At 56.9% G+C, this 16,979-nt stretch carries 14 protein-coding genes and 1 tRNA gene; 7 read left to right on the forward strand and 8 right to left on the reverse strand.

All coding sequences use genetic code 11. The annotated features are described in order from the left end of the window. Nucleotides 1–177 precede the first annotated feature (177 nt). Nucleotides 178–477 (forward strand): DUF1889 family protein, encoded by a 300-nt coding sequence (locus ABLV66_RS03380; RefSeq protein ID WP_348876230.1) that lies wholly within the window; start codon nt 178–180, stop codon nt 475–477. A 127-nt stretch (nt 478–604) separates the two neighbouring features. Here the strand turns inward: ABLV66_RS03380 and ABLV66_RS03385 are convergent. After that, nucleotides 605–680 (reverse strand) — tRNA-Ile (locus ABLV66_RS03385). Between the two features lie 125 nt (nt 681–805). Here ABLV66_RS03385 and mug point away from each other — a divergent pair. Next, complete coding sequence (gene mug, locus ABLV66_RS03390; protein WP_348876229.1) at nt 806–1,312, forward strand: G/U mismatch-specific DNA glycosylase; 507 nt, start codon at nt 806–808, stop codon at nt 1,310–1,312. A gap of 70 nt (nt 1,313–1,382) precedes the next feature. On the opposite strand, the gene rpoD is transcribed toward mug, so the two are convergent. The 3 genes from rpoD to rpsU all read right to left on the reverse strand — a co-directional run bounded on the left by rpoD (nt 1,383) and on the right by rpsU (nt 5,516). Continuing rightward, entirely contained in the window at nt 1,383–3,227 is a 1,845-nt protein-coding gene (gene rpoD, locus ABLV66_RS03395) for an RNA polymerase sigma factor RpoD (RefSeq protein ID WP_015369628.1), read from the reverse strand. A 150-nt stretch (nt 3,228–3,377) separates the two neighbouring features. After that, complete coding sequence (gene dnaG / locus ABLV66_RS03400) at nt 3,378–5,123, reverse strand: DNA primase (RefSeq protein ID WP_045392225.1); 1,746 nt, start codon at nt 5,121–5,123, stop codon at nt 3,378–3,380. A gap of 177 nt (nt 5,124–5,300) precedes the next feature. Continuing rightward, nucleotides 5,301–5,516 (reverse strand): 30S ribosomal protein S21, encoded by a 216-nt coding sequence (rpsU, locus tag ABLV66_RS03405; protein WP_001144069.1) that lies wholly within the window; start codon nt 5,514–5,516, stop codon nt 5,301–5,303. A gap of 238 nt (nt 5,517–5,754) precedes the next feature. Between rpsU and tsaD the strand changes: the two genes are divergently transcribed. Further along, nucleotides 5,755–6,768, forward strand: coding sequence for a tRNA (adenosine(37)-N6)-threonylcarbamoyltransferase complex transferase subunit TsaD (gene tsaD / locus ABLV66_RS03410; RefSeq protein WP_032712539.1), 1,014 nt, complete (start codon nt 5,755–5,757; stop codon nt 6,766–6,768). Nucleotides 6,769–6,854: 86 nt separating this feature from the next. On the opposite strand, the gene ABLV66_RS03415 is transcribed toward tsaD, so the two are convergent. Both ABLV66_RS03415 and plsY read right to left on the reverse strand, forming a co-directional pair. Then, a complete protein-coding gene (locus ABLV66_RS03415; protein ID WP_047078348.1) occupies nt 6,855–8,324 on the reverse strand; it encodes an MFS transporter in 1,470 nt (489 codons plus the stop codon). Between the two features lie 213 nt (nt 8,325–8,537). Next, complete coding sequence (gene plsY, locus ABLV66_RS03420; RefSeq protein WP_015703522.1) at nt 8,538–9,158, reverse strand: glycerol-3-phosphate 1-O-acyltransferase PlsY; 621 nt, start codon at nt 9,156–9,158, stop codon at nt 8,538–8,540. Between the two features lie 233 nt (nt 9,159–9,391). Between plsY and folB the strand changes: the two genes are divergently transcribed. Beyond that, entirely contained in the window at nt 9,392–9,775 is a 384-nt protein-coding gene (folB, locus tag ABLV66_RS03425; protein WP_047065604.1) for a bifunctional dihydroneopterin aldolase/7,8-dihydroneopterin epimerase, read from the forward strand. 69 nt (nt 9,776–9,844) lie between these two features. Beyond that, nucleotides 9,845–10,666, forward strand: a complete 822-nt coding sequence (gene bacA, locus ABLV66_RS03430; protein WP_045392213.1) for an undecaprenyl-diphosphate phosphatase — start codon at nt 9,845–9,847, stop codon at nt 10,664–10,666. Between the two features lie 11 nt (nt 10,667–10,677). Here the strand turns inward: bacA and ABLV66_RS03435 are convergent, their stop codons facing one another. Both ABLV66_RS03435 and ABLV66_RS03440 read right to left on the reverse strand, forming a co-directional pair. After that, nucleotides 10,678–11,919, reverse strand: a complete 1,242-nt coding sequence (locus ABLV66_RS03435) for a multifunctional CCA addition/repair protein (protein WP_315711513.1) — start codon at nt 11,917–11,919, stop codon at nt 10,678–10,680. Between the two features lie 61 nt (nt 11,920–11,980). After that, a complete protein-coding gene (locus tag ABLV66_RS03440; RefSeq protein WP_015369636.1) occupies nt 11,981–12,601 on the reverse strand; it encodes a TIGR04211 family SH3 domain-containing protein in 621 nt (206 codons plus the stop codon). A 212-nt stretch (nt 12,602–12,813) separates the two neighbouring features. Between ABLV66_RS03440 and ABLV66_RS03445 the strand changes: the two genes are divergently transcribed. Together ABLV66_RS03445 and glnE are read left to right on the forward strand one after the other, a co-directional pair. Continuing rightward, nucleotides 12,814–14,109 (forward strand): CYTH domain-containing protein, encoded by a 1,296-nt coding sequence (locus tag ABLV66_RS03445; RefSeq protein ID WP_348876228.1) that lies wholly within the window; start codon nt 12,814–12,816, stop codon nt 14,107–14,109. A 21-nt stretch (nt 14,110–14,130) separates the two neighbouring features. After that, nucleotides 14,131–16,968 carry a bifunctional [glutamate--ammonia ligase]-adenylyl-L-tyrosine phosphorylase/[glutamate--ammonia-ligase] adenylyltransferase gene (glnE, locus tag ABLV66_RS03450; protein ID WP_348876248.1) on the forward strand — a complete coding sequence of 946 codons (2,838 nt, stop codon included), beginning with the start codon at nt 14,131–14,133 and terminating at the stop codon, nt 16,966–16,968. The last annotated feature ends 11 nt before the right edge of the window (nt 16,969–16,979 follow it).

A 16,979-nucleotide genomic window follows, 5' to 3' on the forward strand; every position in this document is an offset into this window, starting at 1 on the left:
TCCAGAATCACGCTTTGCATAATGTTAACTACCGTGCTGATTGCCCGGCAGAAAAATATAGCCATTTGTACATAGCTCACATTTGAACAATTAAATGGATAAACCTTTTGATATTTAAGCAAAATATAGTCCATATTAAAGCCTTGTACCGAACGTGGATATTTTAAGGATAAGAATATGTCAGCAGTAATTGATAAAGCACTGGATTTTATTAATGGCATGAACACGTCATCTTCAGCACCGCACACCATGGATGAAAGTACGGCTAAAGGCATTTTCAAGTATCTTAATGAGTTAGGCTCTCCGGCCAGCGCGGCTGATGTGTATGCCCGGGGCACTCAAGAGGGCTGGGATCCCGAATTTACTAAAACGTTAGCTGGATGGGCGGAACGAATTGAGTCCGGCGAGCGTATAGTTATTAAGAATCCTGAGTACTTTTCTTCATACATGCGCGAGGAGCTGCGGGCTCTGGTATAGGCAGTTCTGCTCAATTTGAGCATCAGCTTTACAGGCGCGTTTGTACTCCGCAGTACTTGCCTGCCGTTTCCTGTCGGTATCCTGGAAAAAACTAAGGGCTTACGAGTAATCGTAAGCCCTTGATATTTGGTGGCCCCTGTTGGGTTTGAACCAACGACCAAGCGATTATGAGTCGCCTGCTCTAACCACTGAGCTAAGGGGCCGTGGCGAGGGATTATAATGTAACTGCACGCGGCAATCCAGCGTAAAGCGCGCGCCTGCTGTTTTTATAAACAATGCATTTTCAATCCTTTATAATCAGCTTTTTAGTCATTCAGCCGGAGAAATTATGATTAGCGATATCCTGGCGCCGGAGCTGCGGGTGGTTTTTTGCGGCATCAATCCGGGGAAGTCCTCCGCGCATACGGGGTTTCATTTTGCCCATCCCGGCAATCGATTCTGGAAGGTTATTCACCAGGCGGGGTTCACCGAGCGGCAGCTGAAGCCGGAAGAGGAGCAGCATCTGCTGGATACCGGCTGCGGTATCACCATGCTGGTTGAGCGGCCGACGGTACAGGCCAGCGAAGTCGCTCTGCTGGAGCTGCGTAATGGCGCGCAGGAGCTAATAAGCAAAATTCAGGACTATCAGCCGCAGGCGCTGGCGGTGCTAGGCAAGCAGGCCTTTGAGCAGGCGTTCAGGGTGCGTGGTGCGAAGTGGGGACGCCAGGAAGCGACCATCGGTGAAACCGAAATCTGGGTGCTGCCCAATCCCAGCGGTTTAAACCGGGCGTCGCTGGACAAGCTGGTTGAAGCCTATCGCGAACTGGATGAGGCGCTGGCGGGGCGAGGGCGGTGATGGCGCCCGAATAGCTGGCATAAAAAAAGCTCCCCGCGGGGAGCTTTTTACTCTCTTTGCAGCGCGACGATTAATCGTCGAGGAAGCTACGCAGCACTTCAGAGCGGCTTGGGTGGCGCAGTTTACGCAGCGCCTTCGCTTCGATCTGACGAATACGTTCGCGGGTAACGTCGAACTGTTTACCCACTTCTTCCAGCGTGTGGTCGGTGTTCATGTCGATACCGAAACGCATACGCAGCACTTTCGCTTCACGAGCGGTGAGGCCCGCCAGCACGTCATGCGTTGCCGCACGCAGGCTCTCGGTGGTCGCAGAATCCAGCGGCAGCTCGAGGGTGGTATCCTCGATGAAGTCACCCAGATGCGAATCTTCATCGTCGCCGATCGGCGTTTCCATGGAGATTGGCTCTTTGGCGATTTTCAGCACCTTACGGATTTTGTCTTCCGGCATCAGCATGCGCTCAGCCAGTTCTTCCGGCGTCGGCTCGCGACCCATTTCCTGCAGCATCTGGCGGGAGATACGGTTGAGCTTGTTGATAGTCTCAATCATATGCACCGGAATACGGATGGTGCGCGCCTGATCCGCGATGGAACGGGTGATCGCCTGACGGATCCACCAGGTGGCGTAGGTGGAGAACTTGTAACCACGACGGTATTCAAACTTATCTACCGCTTTCATCAGGCCGATGTTGCCTTCCTGAATCAGGTCGAGGAACTGCAGACCGCGGTTGGTGTATTTCTTGGCGATAGAAATAACCAGACGTAAGTTCGCTTCAACCATCTCTTTCTTCGCACGACGGGCTTTCGCTTCGCCGATGGACATGCGACGGTTGATATCTTTAACCTGCTCGATGGTCAGGCCGGTTTCTTCTTCAATCTGCTGCAGTTTCTGCAGGCCGCGCTGAACGTCTTCTTTAACGTCATGCAGCTTCTCGGACCACGGCTTGTTCATCGCCACGGCGGCGTTGAACCAGGTTTCGCTGGTTTCGTTGCCGGTGAACAGGGTGATGAAGTTTTTCTTCGGCATTTTGCACTGTTCAACGCACAGCTTCATGATGATACGTTCTTGAGTACGAACGCGATCCATCATGCTGCGCATGCTGTTGACCAGGTAATCGAACTGTTTCGGCACCAGGCGGAACTGTTTGAAAACCTCGGACAGCTTGAGGATCTCTTCCTGCGCGGCGGCGTGGCTGCGGCCTTTCGCTTTGATGGTGTCGCGAGTCAGCTCGTACTGGGTGCGCAGCTCGGCGAATTTCTCGCGGGCCAGCTCCGGATCGATGCTGTTATCGTCATCGCTGTTGTCGTCGTCGTCATCTTCTTCTTCATCTTCGTCGTCGTCCATCTCTTCCTGAGACAGCTCTGAACCGACGTGAGTGGCGGTCGGCGCCATATCTTCTTCAGCGTTCGGATCGACGAAGCCGGTGATCAGGTCAGACAGGCGAGCTTCTTCAGCTTCAACGCGGTCGTACTGCTCCAGCAGATAGGTGATGGCTTCCGGATATTCCGCAACGGAGCACTGGACCTGGTTGATCCCGTCTTCGATGCGTTTAGCGATGTCGATTTCGCCTTCGCGGGTCAGCAGTTCAACGGTACCCATTTCGCGCATGTACATGCGCACCGGGTCGGTCGTACGGCCAATTTCAGATTCAACGCTCGACAGCACCTGGGCCGCCGCTTCTTCTGCGTCTTCATCGGTATTATTGGAGGTTTCAGCAAGCAGCAGATCATCGGCATCCGGTGCTTCTTCCATCACCTGAATACCCATGTCGTTGATCATTTGGATGATGTCTTCGATCTGATCGGAGTCGACGATATCTTCCGGCAGATGGTCATTGACCTCGGCATAGGTCAGATAGCCTTGCTCCTTACCACGTTGGACAAGAAGCTTCAGCTGTGACTGCGGGTTTTGCTCCATAAGACGGTATCCACACTTAATTCGTTTGATTGGTGCAGGCAGACGAACTGCCAACATTTAAAGCGAGGGCGTACTTATATTATTGCCGCTGCGCCTCAGCGCGGCTGTCGGGGGCTTCCCGATCGATATTCGGCACTTAAGCCGTTAAATTCATTTTTTGGCCAGTTCCTGGCTGATAGTCCAGAGTTCCCGGCGCTCCTCACTGCTTAAACCATGTGTGCGATCGCGAGCTATCAACTCTTCTTGTCGCAGTTCCAGCAGTGAGTCAAACATATGGTTGAGCGAGTCGGTGAAGGTTTGTTCAGCGATATCCTTATCTGCTATATCGTCCCACATCGACAGTTTTTCAAGGGTTGCCGCTTCATTTGTCCCGCGATACTGCTCTAAAAGTTGCCCGGTGGTCAGACCTGGCTGCGCCAGACACGTATTGACCAGTTCGCTGAATAAACCAAGCCCTGGCATCTTCTGCTGATCCAGACCGGCTAAGGGCGGAACCAGCGGCGCCAGATCGGGGTTCTGCACCAGTAACCCTATAAGTATACGCATGGTCGTGCGTTTTAGCTGCGGCGCCGGGCGCGGAGCGCTATTTTCCGCCTGTTTCGGCATTAAACGTTCAAGCTGGGCGTCATCCAGAATGCCCAGTTTGTTGCCCAGCTCCTGACGCAAATAGATGCGCAGCGTTTCGCCCGGCACTTGGGTAATCAGCGGCAGCGCCAGCGTGCTCAGCTGCGCGCGCCCATCCGGGGTGCTCAGGTCGACCTGCGGCATCAGACTATTGAATAAAAACGTGGAGAGCGGCTGTGCCTGCTCCATCCGCGCTTCAAACGCCTCTTTGCCCTCTTTACGCACCAGCGTATCCGGGTCTTCGCCGTCAGGTAAAAACATAAAACGCAGCTGGCGGCCATCGGTCATATACGGCAGCGCCGTTTCCAGCGCGCGCCATGCCGCGTCGCGGCCTGCCCGGTCGCCGTCGTAACAGCAGATGACCTGATTGGTCGCCCGGAACAACAGCTGAATATGGTCGGCGGTCGTCGAGGTGCCCAGCGAGGCCACGGCATAATTAATGCCGTACTGCGCCAGCGCGACGACGTCCATATAGCCTTCGACCACCAGCAGACGCTGAGGTTCGGCGTTATCCTGCTGCGCTTCATACAGGCCGTACAGCTGGCGGCCTTTATGGAAAATATCGGTCTCCGGGGAGTTCAGGTATTTTGGCAACGCATCGCCCAGCACGCGCCCGCCAAAACCAATCACCCGGCCTCGCTTATCGCGGATCGGGAACATCACCCGTTCGCGGAAGCGGTCGTAACTGCGCCCCTGATCGTTGGTGACCAGCATGCCCGCATCAATAAGCGACTGGCGGTTTTCCTGATTGCCGCCAAAACGTTTTAAAACGTTATCCCAGCCTGGGGGAGCGAAGCCTATTGCGAAGCGGGTAATCACCTCGCTGCTTAAGCCGCGTTTTGCCAGATACTGGCGCGCGGGTTCGGCGGCGGGTTGGTTCAGAGACTGTTGGTAAAACGTGTTCAGACCGTCCAGCAGTTGATAAAGATTCTGCCGCTGATGCCGTTCTATCTGGCTCGGTCCATTACCTGCTTCATAGGGCACTTCAAGGTTGTGCATGGCGGCCAGCTCTTCGACGGTTTCGACGAACTCGAGCTTGTCGTAGTTCATCAGGAAGTCGATGGCGTTGCCGTGCGCACCGCAGCCGAAGCAATGGTAAAACTGCTTTTCACCGTTGACGGTGAAGGAGGGGGTTTTTTCGTTATGGAACGGACAACACGCGTGATAATTCTTGCCCTGCTTTTTCAGCTTCACCCGAGCGTCGATCAGATCGATGATGTCGGTGCGCGCCAGCAGGTCATTGATAAATACGCGTGGGATTCGTCCAGCCATATGCCCCGTAATCTATACACTGCATCCTGCAAACGGCCTCGATATGTCGCCTGAAGACAGTTTGAACGATCTCGTGTATCTGCTAATGCATAAACGAAAATAAGCCGCGCATTCCTTTCGGAAGCACGGCCTTACAACTACAACTCGGTCTGAATTGAGAGCTTCGCTCTCAACAGATTAGTACAGACGAGTGCGGCGTGCGTTTTCGCGAGCCAGTTTCTTCGCGTGACGTTTCACTGCAGAAGCTTTAGCGCGCTTACGTTCGGTAGTCGGTTTTTCATAGAACTCACGACGACGAACTTCCGCCAGAACACCTGCTTTTTCGCAGGAACGCTTGAAGCGACGCAGAGCTACGTCGAACGGCTCGTTTTCACGTACTTTAATTACCGGCATGTGCCTCTCACCTTTGATTAATTCGGTTTGCCGCTGGCCGCAATGCCAGCTTATTTCAAAATGGTGCGGAATTTTACTGCAACTACTGCTGCTTTGTAAAGCACCGGCGCCTTTTTTGAAAGGGGACTTTTATAAGGGTGAGGAGTATACACGAAGAGAACACCAGGGGTGAGCAAAGTTTTACATCGCCGGTCATTGGTCCTACACTGCGCGGTATTGAAACGAGGTAAAACAACTCATGCGTGTACTGGGAATTGAAACATCCTGCGATGAAACCGGCATCGCTATTTACGACGATAAACAAGGCCTGTTAGCCAACCAGCTGTATAGTCAGGTGAAATTGCATGCTGACTACGGCGGCGTGGTGCCTGAACTGGCGTCGCGCGACCACGTGCGTAAAACCGTTCCGCTGATCCAGGCGGCGCTCAAAGAAGCGGGCCTGACGGCGAAAGATATTGATGCCGTCGCTTATACGGCAGGCCCTGGCCTGGTGGGCGCGCTGCTGGTCGGCGCGACCGTTGGCCGCTCGCTGGCGTTCGCCTGGAACGTGCCGGCGATCCCGGTACACCATATGGAAGGACACCTGCTGGCGCCGATGCTGGAAGATAATCCGCCGGCGTTCCCGTTCGTCGCTCTGCTGGTTTCCGGCGGTCACACCCAGCTGATTAGCGTCACCGGCATTGGTCAGTATGAACTGCTGGGCGAGTCAATCGACGATGCCGCTGGCGAAGCCTTTGATAAGACAGCGAAACTGTTGGGGCTGGATTATCCCGGCGGGCCGATGCTATCGAAAATGGCGTCTCAGGGCACCGAAGGCCGCTTCGTTTTCCCGCGGCCGATGACCGATCGTCCGGGGCTCGATTTCAGCTTCTCCGGTCTGAAAACCTTCGCCGCTAATACCATTCGTAACAACGGCGACGATGAGCAAACCCGTGCCGATATCGCCCGCGCATTTGAAGACGCGGTTGTCGATACGCTGATGATTAAATGCCGCCGCGCGCTGGAGCAAACCGGCTTTAAGCGTCTGGTGATGGCGGGGGGCGTAAGCGCTAACCGTACGCTGCGCGCGAAGCTGGCGGAAATGATGAGCAAACGCGGCGGCGAAGTGTTTTATGCCCGTCCTGAGTTCTGTACCGATAACGGCGCGATGATCGCTTACGCCGGGATGGTCCGCCTGCAGGGCGGCGCCAATGCCGGACTCGGCGTTACCGTGCGGCCGCGCTGGCCGTTGGCGGAACTGCCGGCCGCCTGATAACCACAAAGAAGGAAAAACCACGCTTTTTCCTTCTTGGTCAGCAGTCTGAAGCCGCCCATTGAGGCGGCTTTTTTACGCGTGGATTAAGGCTGCTGATAATCCTCGGCGTCGATGTCGTAGCCCGACGGCTCCCAGCGTATCGCCAGCAGCGACAATAGCCCAATCAGCGGCGCCGCGGCGATGATCCAGAAAACGCGGGTATCCAGCGCGGCGACCAGCAGCGGGAAGAGGAATAAAGAAAGCGTCGAGCTGCCGCGCATAAGCGTCTGGTTGAGCCCGACGCCAACGCCGCGCAGCGATGTCGGATAGCTTAACGAGGCGAAGGTCATAGTGTGCGCGCCGGGGCCGAATCCCTGGCCGAAAAGGAACAGCGCCAGCATCGCCACGGCAGCGACGCCTTCGCCTGCGCCATCAGGGCGGCCAATCAGCGCCAGGCCGAGCAGCGCCGTCAACTGGCAGCCATAACCCGCCAGCGACATCCGCCAGGCCCCGAAGCGCGGTACCAGCCGTACCGCCAGCATTCCTCCCACGAAAGCGAACAGCAAATTCAGCGCCAGCGAAATCAAAATCGTCGTCAGCATCGACTGTACGAAGAAGCTGGAGATGATCACCGGCAGACCAAACGCGACGGCGTTATAGGCAAACGAGGAAACCACCGACAGCAGAGTGGAGAGCGTCGTGCGGCGCAGGTAGACGCCGCGGAACAGGCGCAGATAGTTACTCCATTGGGCGCTACGAACTTTGGGCGCCGGTTTTTCCAGCGCGTCCTGGGCAACGTGTGCATTGATGTTGTACGCCTGGCGTAGAATGGAGGCCGCTTCACGCAGGTTGCCCTGGTTGGCGGCCCACACCGGCGATTCGCTCATGTAGCGGCTGCGGATAGCGATAATCACCAGCGCCGGGATCGCGCCAAAACCAAGAATAATCCGCCATAGCCAGTCGCTGTGGCTCTCCGGTAAGACGGCATAAAAAAAGAGTACCAGCAGATAGGAAATGCTGATCGCCGCGTACCACGTTGGGCACCACATCGCCACGCTGGCCGCCTTGTTGCCGGGGCCTTTGAGCCTCGCGAATTCGCTAAGGAACGCCATCGCCACCGGCAGGTCGATCCCGACGCCGAGGCCCATCACGAAGCGCGCGCCGGTAAGGACGTATTCATTCGGCGCCAGCGCGCAGGCGATTGCCGCTACCACGAAGAACAGCATATCCGCCATAAACACGCGATAGCGGCCAATTTTGTCCGTCAAGTAACCGCCGAGCAGCGCGCCAACGATAGCGCCGAAGGTGATGGCTGAGGCGACCATCCCGGTACCGGCAGGCGTCAGGTTGAATTCCCGGGTGATATCTTTCAGCCCGAAGGCCAACGAGCCAAGATCGTAGGCATCAAGGAAAATACCGCCGAGGGCGATACCCATGACGATACGCGCGTTATTGCGCCCGCTGCTGCCTTCATTAATGAGGCGCGAGACGTCCGCCGCGCTGCCGATCCATTTTACTTCCCCGCCGGGCGACGCAGAGTTTGCCGCGGGCGTCGCGTTAATTACATCAGTCATGGTGTTGTGCTTTTTTCTCTTATAAAGAGCTTCAGAGTAAACAGCGACGCGGGGACGAAAAAATCACTTTTGGTTATAACTCATAACTAAGTCATTGTAGTGAAAGGATTATCTTTGGTTTTCTCTTTTGCCGCTATGATTGGCTAAAAAAGTGGGAAATAGAATGTGTTTGTGGGGGCAAAGAAGCCCGGCACAGGCGGCCGGGCGCGGAGATTATTTCTGCTCTGGCGTTTTTTTCTTCTTTTTGAATCGTGACCAGATTTTCGTTTCCTGACGGCGCCACAGGCGCTGGATGTTGTCGTGATGGCGCAGCAGGATCAGGCAGGAGAGCATCGAGACCGGAAAGGTGTACTGCGGCTTGAACCACCAGACGTAGAAAGGGGCTACCAGCGCGCTGACGATAGCGCCCAGCGATGAATACCCGCTGAGCAGAATAGTCAGCAGCCAGGTGCCGGCCATCACGCCGGTGAGATCCCAGCCGATGGGAGCGATAGCGCCAAATGCGGTTGCCACGCCTTTGCCGCCGCGGAAATTAAAGAACACCGGCCAGATATGGCCTACGCAGGCGGCGATCGCCACTAGCCCGAGCCAGAACGGCGTCAGACCGAGAGCCCAGGCGCCCCATACCGGCAGCATCCCTTTCAGGACATCAAAAATTAATACCGTTACGGCTGCTCCCTTGCCGCCAATTCGGAGTACGTTCGTCGCCCCTGGGTTGCCGGAACCGCTATCGCGAGGGTCGGGCAAACCAGCAAGACGGCATACCAGAATGGCGCTGGAAATTGAGCCGCAGAGGTAGGCGAGGATAACCAGTCCAGGCGCGATTGCACTCATCAGCTGTTCCATTTTGAAAACGTCGTTAGGACCCCACCCATTTTCGTGTTAACAGCTTGTTGGCTTTCTTTGCGCGATAGGTTACATAGTGATGCTGCTATGTTCCCGAAATCTTGCTGCGTCGCCGCTGTCAGGGCACGTGAATTCTTTAGGGGATGTCTTTGCATCTGTGGATAATACGCATAATTCGCCGGAAGTGGTATCCGGTTTAGCCAAAAAGCAGGCAGGTCGTGATGGATATTGTATTTATAGAGCAACTTTCGGTAATCACCACTATCGGTGTTTACGACTGGGAACAGACCATCGAACAGAAGTTAGTGTTCGATATCGAAATGGCGTGGGATAACCGCAAAGCGGCAGCCAGCGACGATGTCAGCGATTGTCTGAGCTATGCTGATATCAGCGAACTGGTTATTAACCACGTCGAGGGCGGGCGTTTTGCGCTGGTCGAAAGGGTGGCCGAAGAGATAGCCGAGCTGCTGCTGCAAAAATTCAATTCTCCGTGGGTGCGGATTAAAGTCAGCAAGCCTGGCGCGGTGGCCCGTGCGGCCAACGTCGGCGTAATCATTGAACGTGGCAGTAATCTGAAACAAAACGTTTCTCGTCATAATGTTTAAACAAATTTGTTTTATACCGGTCTTAGTGCCTGGATTTTAATTTTACTTTTTATTTTAAGGGTTTATTGAATGGGCGATTTACACTCGCTGCTGATAGCGGCAATTTTGGGTGTGGTTGAAGGGTTGACGGAGTTTTTACCGGTTTCCAGTACGGGACATATGATTATCGTTGGCCATCTCCTTGGTTTTGAAGGGGATACTGCCAATACTTTTGAAGTCGTGATTCAACTGGGATCTATTCTCGCCGTCGTCGTGGTGTTCTGGCGTCGACTGTTTGGCCTGATCGGCATTCATTTTGGCCGTCCTCTGCAGCATGAGGGCGTAAGCCAGGGGCGCTTGTCGCTGATTCATATCCTGTTAGGCATGATCCCGGCGGTGGCGCTGGGGCTGGTGTTTCATGACCTGATTAAATCGCTGTTTAACCCGGTTAACGTGATGTACGCGCTGATTGTCGGCGGCTTCCTGCTGATCGCGGCGGAGCTATTCAAACCGAAAGAGCCGCGCGCGTTGGGTCTTGACGACATGACCTATGGTCAGGCGTTTGCCATCGGTTGCTTCCAGTGTCTGGCGCTGTGGCCTGGCTTCTCACGCTCCGGGGCGACTATTTCCGGCGGCATGCTGATGGGCGTTAGCCGCTATGCGGCATCCGAGTTCTCATTCCTGCTGGCGGTACCGATGATGATGGGCGCCACCGTGCTGGACGTTTACAAGAGCATCGGCTTTCTCAACTCCAGCGATATCCCGATGTTTGCCGTTGGTTTTATCATGGCGTTCATCGTGGCGCTGATTGCGATTAAAACCTTCCTGCAGCTGATTAAACGTATTTCGTTTATCCCATTTGCAATCTACCGCTTTATCGTCGCGGCAGCCGTCTACGTGGTCTTCTTCTGAGGTCATGGCCCTCAGCCTTGCGGCTGGGGGCACCGTTGTTCTTTCCACCGCGTCACGGCAATAATTCTGCGCCGCGTCAGCTCTTCGCGAATCTCCGGTCCTTTGAAACCTTCCGCTACCACTTCTTTAGTGGAAACCGCCTGCGCCACTTCCCAGGCCTCAAGCAGCAGGCGCCCCTGCGGATAATCGCAGGATTCAAAACCGGTGCGTCCGCGCACGTCTGCCTCGCTGGTGAGGGCGATTTGCTGCACGCGCTGCGGCTTGCGCCAGGCATCGATGCTATCAAACAGCTTCACGATAGTTTTTGGCTGCAGGATCGGCAGGGTGTGGATCAGATCGTGGAATTCGGCGACCAGTCTGGCCAGATCGCGGATATCGTTCGGTACCCGCAGGCGCTGGCAAATCTGTTCCACCAGCTTCACCCCCGCCGGGCCGTGGCCGTGGTGGCGCGGCCAGAACTCTTTGGGCGTTAAGCCTTTGCCAAGATCGTGGCACAGGGTGGCGAAGCGGACGTCGATGGCCGGCGATAGCATCGCCGCCATGGTGAGCGTCATCAGGGTGTGAACACCGGTATCGATTTCCGGATGCCATTTGGCGGGCGCGGGGACGCCATACAGGGCGTCGATTTCCGGGAACAGCACCTTCAGCGCGTGGCAGTCGCGCAGGGTCTGGAAAAAGACCTGTGGATTACGCGTGCCAAGCGCGTTTTCCGTCTCTTTCCATACCCGCTCCGCCGTCAGATGCGCCAGTTCGCCGGCGTCGGCCATCGTACGCATCAGCGCCATGGTTTCATCGGCAATGCGAAAACCGAGATGGGCATAGCGCGCGGCAAAACGCGCGACGCGCAGTACGCGTAGCGGATCTTCGCTAAAAGCCGGGGAGACGTGGCGCAGCAGGCGCTGACGCAAATCGGCCAGGCCGCCGTAGGGGTCGTAAATCTGACCGTCAGAGTCCTGAGCCAGCGCGTTGATGGTGAGATCGCGGCGCAGTAGATCTTGCTCAAGGGTGACGTCAGCGGCGGCATAACAGGTGAAACCGGTATAGCCGGAGCCGGATTTACGTTCGGTACGCGCGAGCGCATACTCTTCACGGCTTTGCGGGTGAAGGAACACGGGAAAATCGCGGCCTACCTGCTGGTAGCCCGCGTCGAGCAACTGCTGGGGCGTGGCGCCAACCACCACCCAGTCTCTGTCTTTGACCGGTAGTCCTAATAACGCATCTCGTACTGCACCACCGACCAAATAAATCTTCACGCCTCTTTCTCCCGCATCGACTTTTCGCAAGATGATACGTAAGTCTGGCAGAGAAGACGAATTAGTTCATCCACCGGTCTTTACGTTTGCGGCTCGGTACCAGATGCGGCAGCACCAGACCAAGGATCAGACCGACGCCAAGCACGCCGCCGCCGTACATAAACCACTGCATGATAATGGTGCGCTGTTTATCATCAAGCTGCAGATTCGCCGCGTTCACCTTCTTCTGAGCGACAACCAGCTCGTTTTTCAACTTTTGGTTCTCTTCTTTCAGGGCGTTGATCGCGCCATCGCTGCCGGCGACTTTTTTCTGCATGTCGGCGGTACGCTGATTCCAGGTGGCGTCAATGTTGTTCAGCTTGTCGGTCAGGGTTTTGACCTGATTTTCCAGATCCGGCACGCGAATGCGCAGGCTGGGCTCGTTGCTCAGCTCTTTCAGCGGGATCCAGGCGGTACGGCCGTTGCTATCGCGTACCTGTGCGTAATTCGTGCTGTCGTTGGTTTGCAGAACGTCGACGGCCTCGCCGGCGTTAATGGTGCCGACCAGACGATAGTTATCGCCAGGACCGCTGCGAACCCAGGTGCTCAGCTCATCGGAAACGTAGCGCTTTTCTTCTGCGTGAACCGCCGTAGCGGCGCTAAGCGCTAGCAATGTAAAGGTAATAAGGCGTAATTTTGGCATCAGGTCATCGTTTGGTCATAAAAAGTTGAACGATAGTAGTGGCATCGCCAGAGCGACGCAAAGTTTTCCGCCACAATCGGAATCATCCAAATGCAGCTGGCAAATGCGCATTGCATGGCGATTCGCCGCAAAATACTATTTACTGACAAAAAATATCGTCATTAGTTCGCCGCATTTTCCCGGCGACGCTTATCAGGTGGAAGAATTCAGCCATGGCTCAAGAAATCGAACTGAAGTTTATCGTTGCCCACGACGGCGTTGAGGCGCTGCGCCAGCATCTCAATTCGCTGGATGCGCAGTACACGCCGGCAGGCCAACTGCTGAATATTTACTACGAAACCGCCGATAACTGGCTGCGCCGGCACGACATGGGGCTGCGGATCCGCGGCGATCGGGAGCGCTATGAAATGACGCTGAAAATTGCCGGTCGGGTGGTGGGCGGCCTGCATCAGCGTCCGGAATACAATATCCCGCTGGAAAAAGCAGAGCTGGCGCTGGATAAACTGCCGGCTGAAATCTGGCCGCAGGGGCAGTTGCCGGCAGAACTGGCGCAAAATGTGCAGCCGCTGTTCAGCACTGATTTCCTCCGTGAAAAATGGGTGGTGAAAGAGGGCGACAGTCAGATTGAGATAGCCCTCGACCTTGGCGACGTCAAAGCCGGTGAGCATCAGGAAGCCATTTGCGAACTGGAGCTTGAGCTGTTGAGCGGCGATACCGCGGACATTCTGGCGCTGGCGCATCGTTTACTGGCAACCGGCGTGCTGCGCCAGGGCAGCCTGAGCAAAGCGGCGCGCGGCTATCAGCTGGCGCAGGGCAACGAAGCGCGCCCGGTTAAACCGTTAACGGTCGTGCGCGTGGCGGCGAAAGCCAGCGTCGAGCAGGGGCTGGAAGCGGCGCTGGAAAGCGCGCTGGCGCACTGGCTCTATCATGATGAAGTCTGGAACCGGGGCAACGCGGCCGCTAAAGGTGAAATCCAGCGGGCGATGGCCCGCGTGCGCCATGCGCTGGTGCTGTTTGGCGGCATTGTGCCGCGAAAAGCCACCGTGCAGTTACGTGAATTGCTCACTGAGGCCGAAGCGGCGCTGGACGGAGCGGAAAAAGCCGAAGCGGCGTTATTCAACCGCGCCACGGTTGGCGCCAAACTGCTGCTGACCGAGTGGCTGGTTACCCGCGGTTGGCGTTCGTTCCTCAACGACGCGGGGCAAAAGAAAATCGCTGGTTCGTTCAAACGCTTTGCCGATATCCAGCTGTCGCGAGCGGCGGCGGAGCTGAAAAGCAACTTCCAGCAGACGCAGGACGACTATAGCGATCGGCTCACGCGTCTGGCGCGCGAGATCGACACCATTCAATTGCTATCCAGCGCCTATGCCGAGGTCGCCGAGAGCTGGCTGGAAAACTGGCAAGAGGTGCGCCGCGCTATCGAGAACAATGACCGCAGCGTCATCGAATATTTCCGTCGTCAGGCGCTGGCCGCGGAACCATTCTGGCTGCATAGTGGAAAACGATAATTTCAGGCCAGGGAGACCCCTATAATGGCGCTTTCTTCGCAGTTACAGCAGCACTGGCAGACGGTTGCAGACCGGCTTCCGGCAGATTTTCCCCTGCAAACGTTAAGTTCGCAGGCGCAGTCGATGATGACATTCAGCGAGTTCGTTGAACAGAGTCTGGTCGCTCAGCCGCAGTGGCTGGCTGAACTGGAAAGCGCGCCGCCGCAGGCCGACGAATGGCGCCATTACGACGACTGGCTGGCGGAACAGTTACAAGAGGTGACTGACGAGGCCGCGCTGATGCGCGAGCTACGCCAGTTCCGCCGCCGGATAATGGTGCGTATCGCCTGGGCGCAGGCGCTGCTGCTGGTGAGCGAAGAGAGCAGTTTGCAGCAGCTCAGCGCCCTGGCGGAGACCTTAATCGTCGCCGCCCGCGACTGGCTGTACGCCGCCTGCTGCCGGGAGTGGGGGACGCCGTGCAATGCGCAGGGCGAAGCGCAGCCGCTATTGATTCTGGGCATGGGGAAACTGGGCGGCGGCGAGCTTAACTTCTCTTCCGATATCGATCTCATTTTCGCCTGGCCGGAACACGGCGCCACCCAGGGCGGACGCCGCGAGCTGGATAACGGTCAGTTCTTTACCCGTCTGGGCCAGCGGTTAATCAAAGTACTCGATCAGCCGACGCAGGATGGTTTCGTCTATCGCGTGGATATGCGTCTGCGTCCGTTTGGCGACAGCGGCCCGCTGGTGTTGAGCTTTGCGGCGCTGGAAGACTATTACCAGGAGCAGGGGCGCGACTGGGAGCGCTACGCGATGGTGAAAGCGAGGATCATGGGCGATAACGACGGCGTGTACGCCAACGAACTGCGCGCCATGCTGCGCCCGTTCGTCTTCCGCCGCTACATCGATTTCAGCGTCATTCAGTCCCTGCGTAACATGAAAGGGATGATCGCCCGTGAAGTGCGCCGCCGCGGCCTGACAGACAATATCAAGCTTGGCGCGGGCGGCATTCGCGAAATAGAGTTTATCGTTCAGGTTTTCCAACTGATCCGCGGCGGTCGCGAACCGGCCTTGCAGCAGCGTGCGCTGTTGCCGACGCTGGCGGCGATTGACGAGCTGCATTTGTTGCCGGAAGGCGATGCCGCCCAGCTGCGTGAAGCCTACCTGTTCCTGCGTCGTCTCGAAAACCTGCTGCAGAGCATTAACGACGAGCAAACCCAAACCCTGCCGCAGGATGAGCTCAACCGCGCGCGTCTGGCGTGGGGGATGCGCGTCGCCGACTGGCAGACGCTCGGCGCACAGCTGGAAGAGCAGATGCGCCGCGTGCGTCGCGTCTTTAACGAACTGATTGGCGACGATGAAGCGCAATCGCCGGATGAACAGCTGGAAGAGTACTGGCGCGAACTGTGGCAGGACGCGCTGGAAGAAGACGACACAACGCCGGCGCTGGCGCACCTCGACGACAACGACCGGCGCAGCGTGCTGGCGCTGATCGCCGATTTTCGCAAAGAGCTCGACCGGCGCACCATCGGCCCGCGCGGGCGGCAGGTGCTCGACCAGTTGATGCCGCATTTGCTTAGCGAGGTTTGCTCGCGAGCGGATGCGCCGCTACCGCTGGCGCGGATCACCCCGCTGCTGACCGGTATCGTCACCCGTACCACCTATCTGGAGCTGCTCAGCGAATTCCCCGGCGCGCTAAAACACCTGATTAGCCTGTGCGCCGCTTCGCCGATGGTCGCCAGTCAGCTGGCGCGCCACCCGCTGCTGCTGGACGAACTGCTGGATCCGAACACGCTTTATCAACCGACGGCGACCGATGCGTACCGCGACGAGCTGCGCCAGTATTTGCTGCGCGTGCCGGAAGAAGACGAAGAACAGCAGCTGGAAGCGCTACGCCAGTTTAAACAGGCGCAATTGCTGCACATCGCCGCCGCCGATATTGCCGGTACGCTACCGGTGATGAAAGTGAGCGATCACTTAACCTGGCTGGCGGAGGCGATGATCGACGCGGTGGTACAGCAGGCGTGGCTACAGATGGTCGCCCGCTACGGCCAGCCGACTCATCTGCGCGACCGTCAGGGACGCGGTTTTGCGGTAGTGGGTTACGGTAAACTTGGCGGTTGGGAGCTGGGTTATAGTTCCGATCTCGATCTGGTCTTCCTCCACGACTGTCCGATGGAGGTGATGACCGACGGCGAACGGGAAATCGATGGTCGCCAGTTTTATCTGCGCCTTGCACAGCGGATCATGCATCTTTTCAGCACCCGCACCTCGTCGGGCATCTTGTATGAAGTGGACGCTCGCTTACGTCCATCCGGCGCGGCGGGCATGCTGGTGACTACCGCCGACGCCTTCGCCGATTATCAGCGCAATGAAGCCTGGACCTGGGAGCATCAGGCGCTGGTTCGCGCCCGGGTGGTGTATGGCGACCCGGCGCTGCAGGCGCGCTTCGATGCGATCCGCCGCGATATCCTGACCACTCCGCGTGAAGGCGCGACGCTGCAAACCGAAGTACGTGAGATGCGGGAAAAGATGCGCGCCCATCTCGGCAATAAGCAGCGCGATCGCTTTGATATCAAAGCCGATGCCGGCGGTATCACCGATATTGAATTTATTACCCAATATCTGGTGCTGCGCTATGCGCATGAAAAGCCAAAGCTGACGCGCTGGTCCGATAATGTGCGTATTCTGGAACTGCTGGCGCAGAACGACATCATGGATGAAGAAGAGGCGCGGGCGCTTACCCATGCTTACACCACGCTACGCGATGCGTTGCACCACCTGGCGCTGCAGGAGCAGCCGGGCAACGTTGCGCTGGATGCTTTCGACGGCGAACGCCAGCAGGTGAGCGCCAGCTGGCAGAAGTGGTTGATGGCTTAACTAACAAAGCG

Source organism: Klebsiella sp. CN_Kp073, from assembly GCF_040065495.2.
Taxonomy (GTDB): domain Bacteria; phylum Pseudomonadota; class Gammaproteobacteria; order Enterobacterales; family Enterobacteriaceae; genus Klebsiella; species Klebsiella aerogenes.

What these genes read in the sequence shown, in the direction of transcription:
- mug (WP_348876229.1), top strand. Translation starts at nt 806, where the DNA reads ATGATTAGCGATATCCTGGCGCCGGAGCTGCGGGTGGTTTTTTGCGGC.
- ABLV66_RS03440 (WP_015369636.1), bottom strand. Translation starts at nt 12,601, where the DNA reads ATGCCAAAATTACGCCTTATTACCTTTACATTGCTAGCGCTTAGCGCC.
- tsaD (WP_032712539.1), top strand. Translation starts at nt 5,755, where the DNA reads ATGCGTGTACTGGGAATTGAAACATCCTGCGATGAAACCGGCATCGCT.
- ABLV66_RS03380 (WP_348876230.1), top strand. Translation starts at nt 178, where the DNA reads ATGTCAGCAGTAATTGATAAAGCACTGGATTTTATTAATGGCATGAAC.
- ABLV66_RS03445 (WP_348876228.1), top strand. Translation starts at nt 12,814, where the DNA reads ATGGCTCAAGAAATCGAACTGAAGTTTATCGTTGCCCACGACGGCGTT.
- bacA (WP_045392213.1), top strand. Translation starts at nt 9,845, where the DNA reads ATGGGCGATTTACACTCGCTGCTGATAGCGGCAATTTTGGGTGTGGTT.
- folB (WP_047065604.1), top strand. Translation starts at nt 9,392, where the DNA reads ATGGATATTGTATTTATAGAGCAACTTTCGGTAATCACCACTATCGGT.
- rpsU (WP_001144069.1), bottom strand. Translation starts at nt 5,516, where the DNA reads ATGCCGGTAATTAAAGTACGTGAAAACGAGCCGTTCGACGTAGCTCTG.
- ABLV66_RS03415 (WP_047078348.1), bottom strand. Translation starts at nt 8,324, where the DNA reads ATGACTGATGTAATTAACGCGACGCCCGCGGCAAACTCTGCGTCGCCC.
- rpoD (WP_015369628.1), bottom strand. Translation starts at nt 3,227, where the DNA reads ATGGAGCAAAACCCGCAGTCACAGCTGAAGCTTCTTGTCCAACGTGGT.
- plsY (WP_015703522.1), bottom strand. Translation starts at nt 9,158, where the DNA reads ATGAGTGCAATCGCGCCTGGACTGGTTATCCTCGCCTACCTCTGCGGC.
- dnaG (WP_045392225.1), bottom strand. Translation starts at nt 5,123, where the DNA reads ATGGCTGGACGAATCCCACGCGTATTTATCAATGACCTGCTGGCGCGC.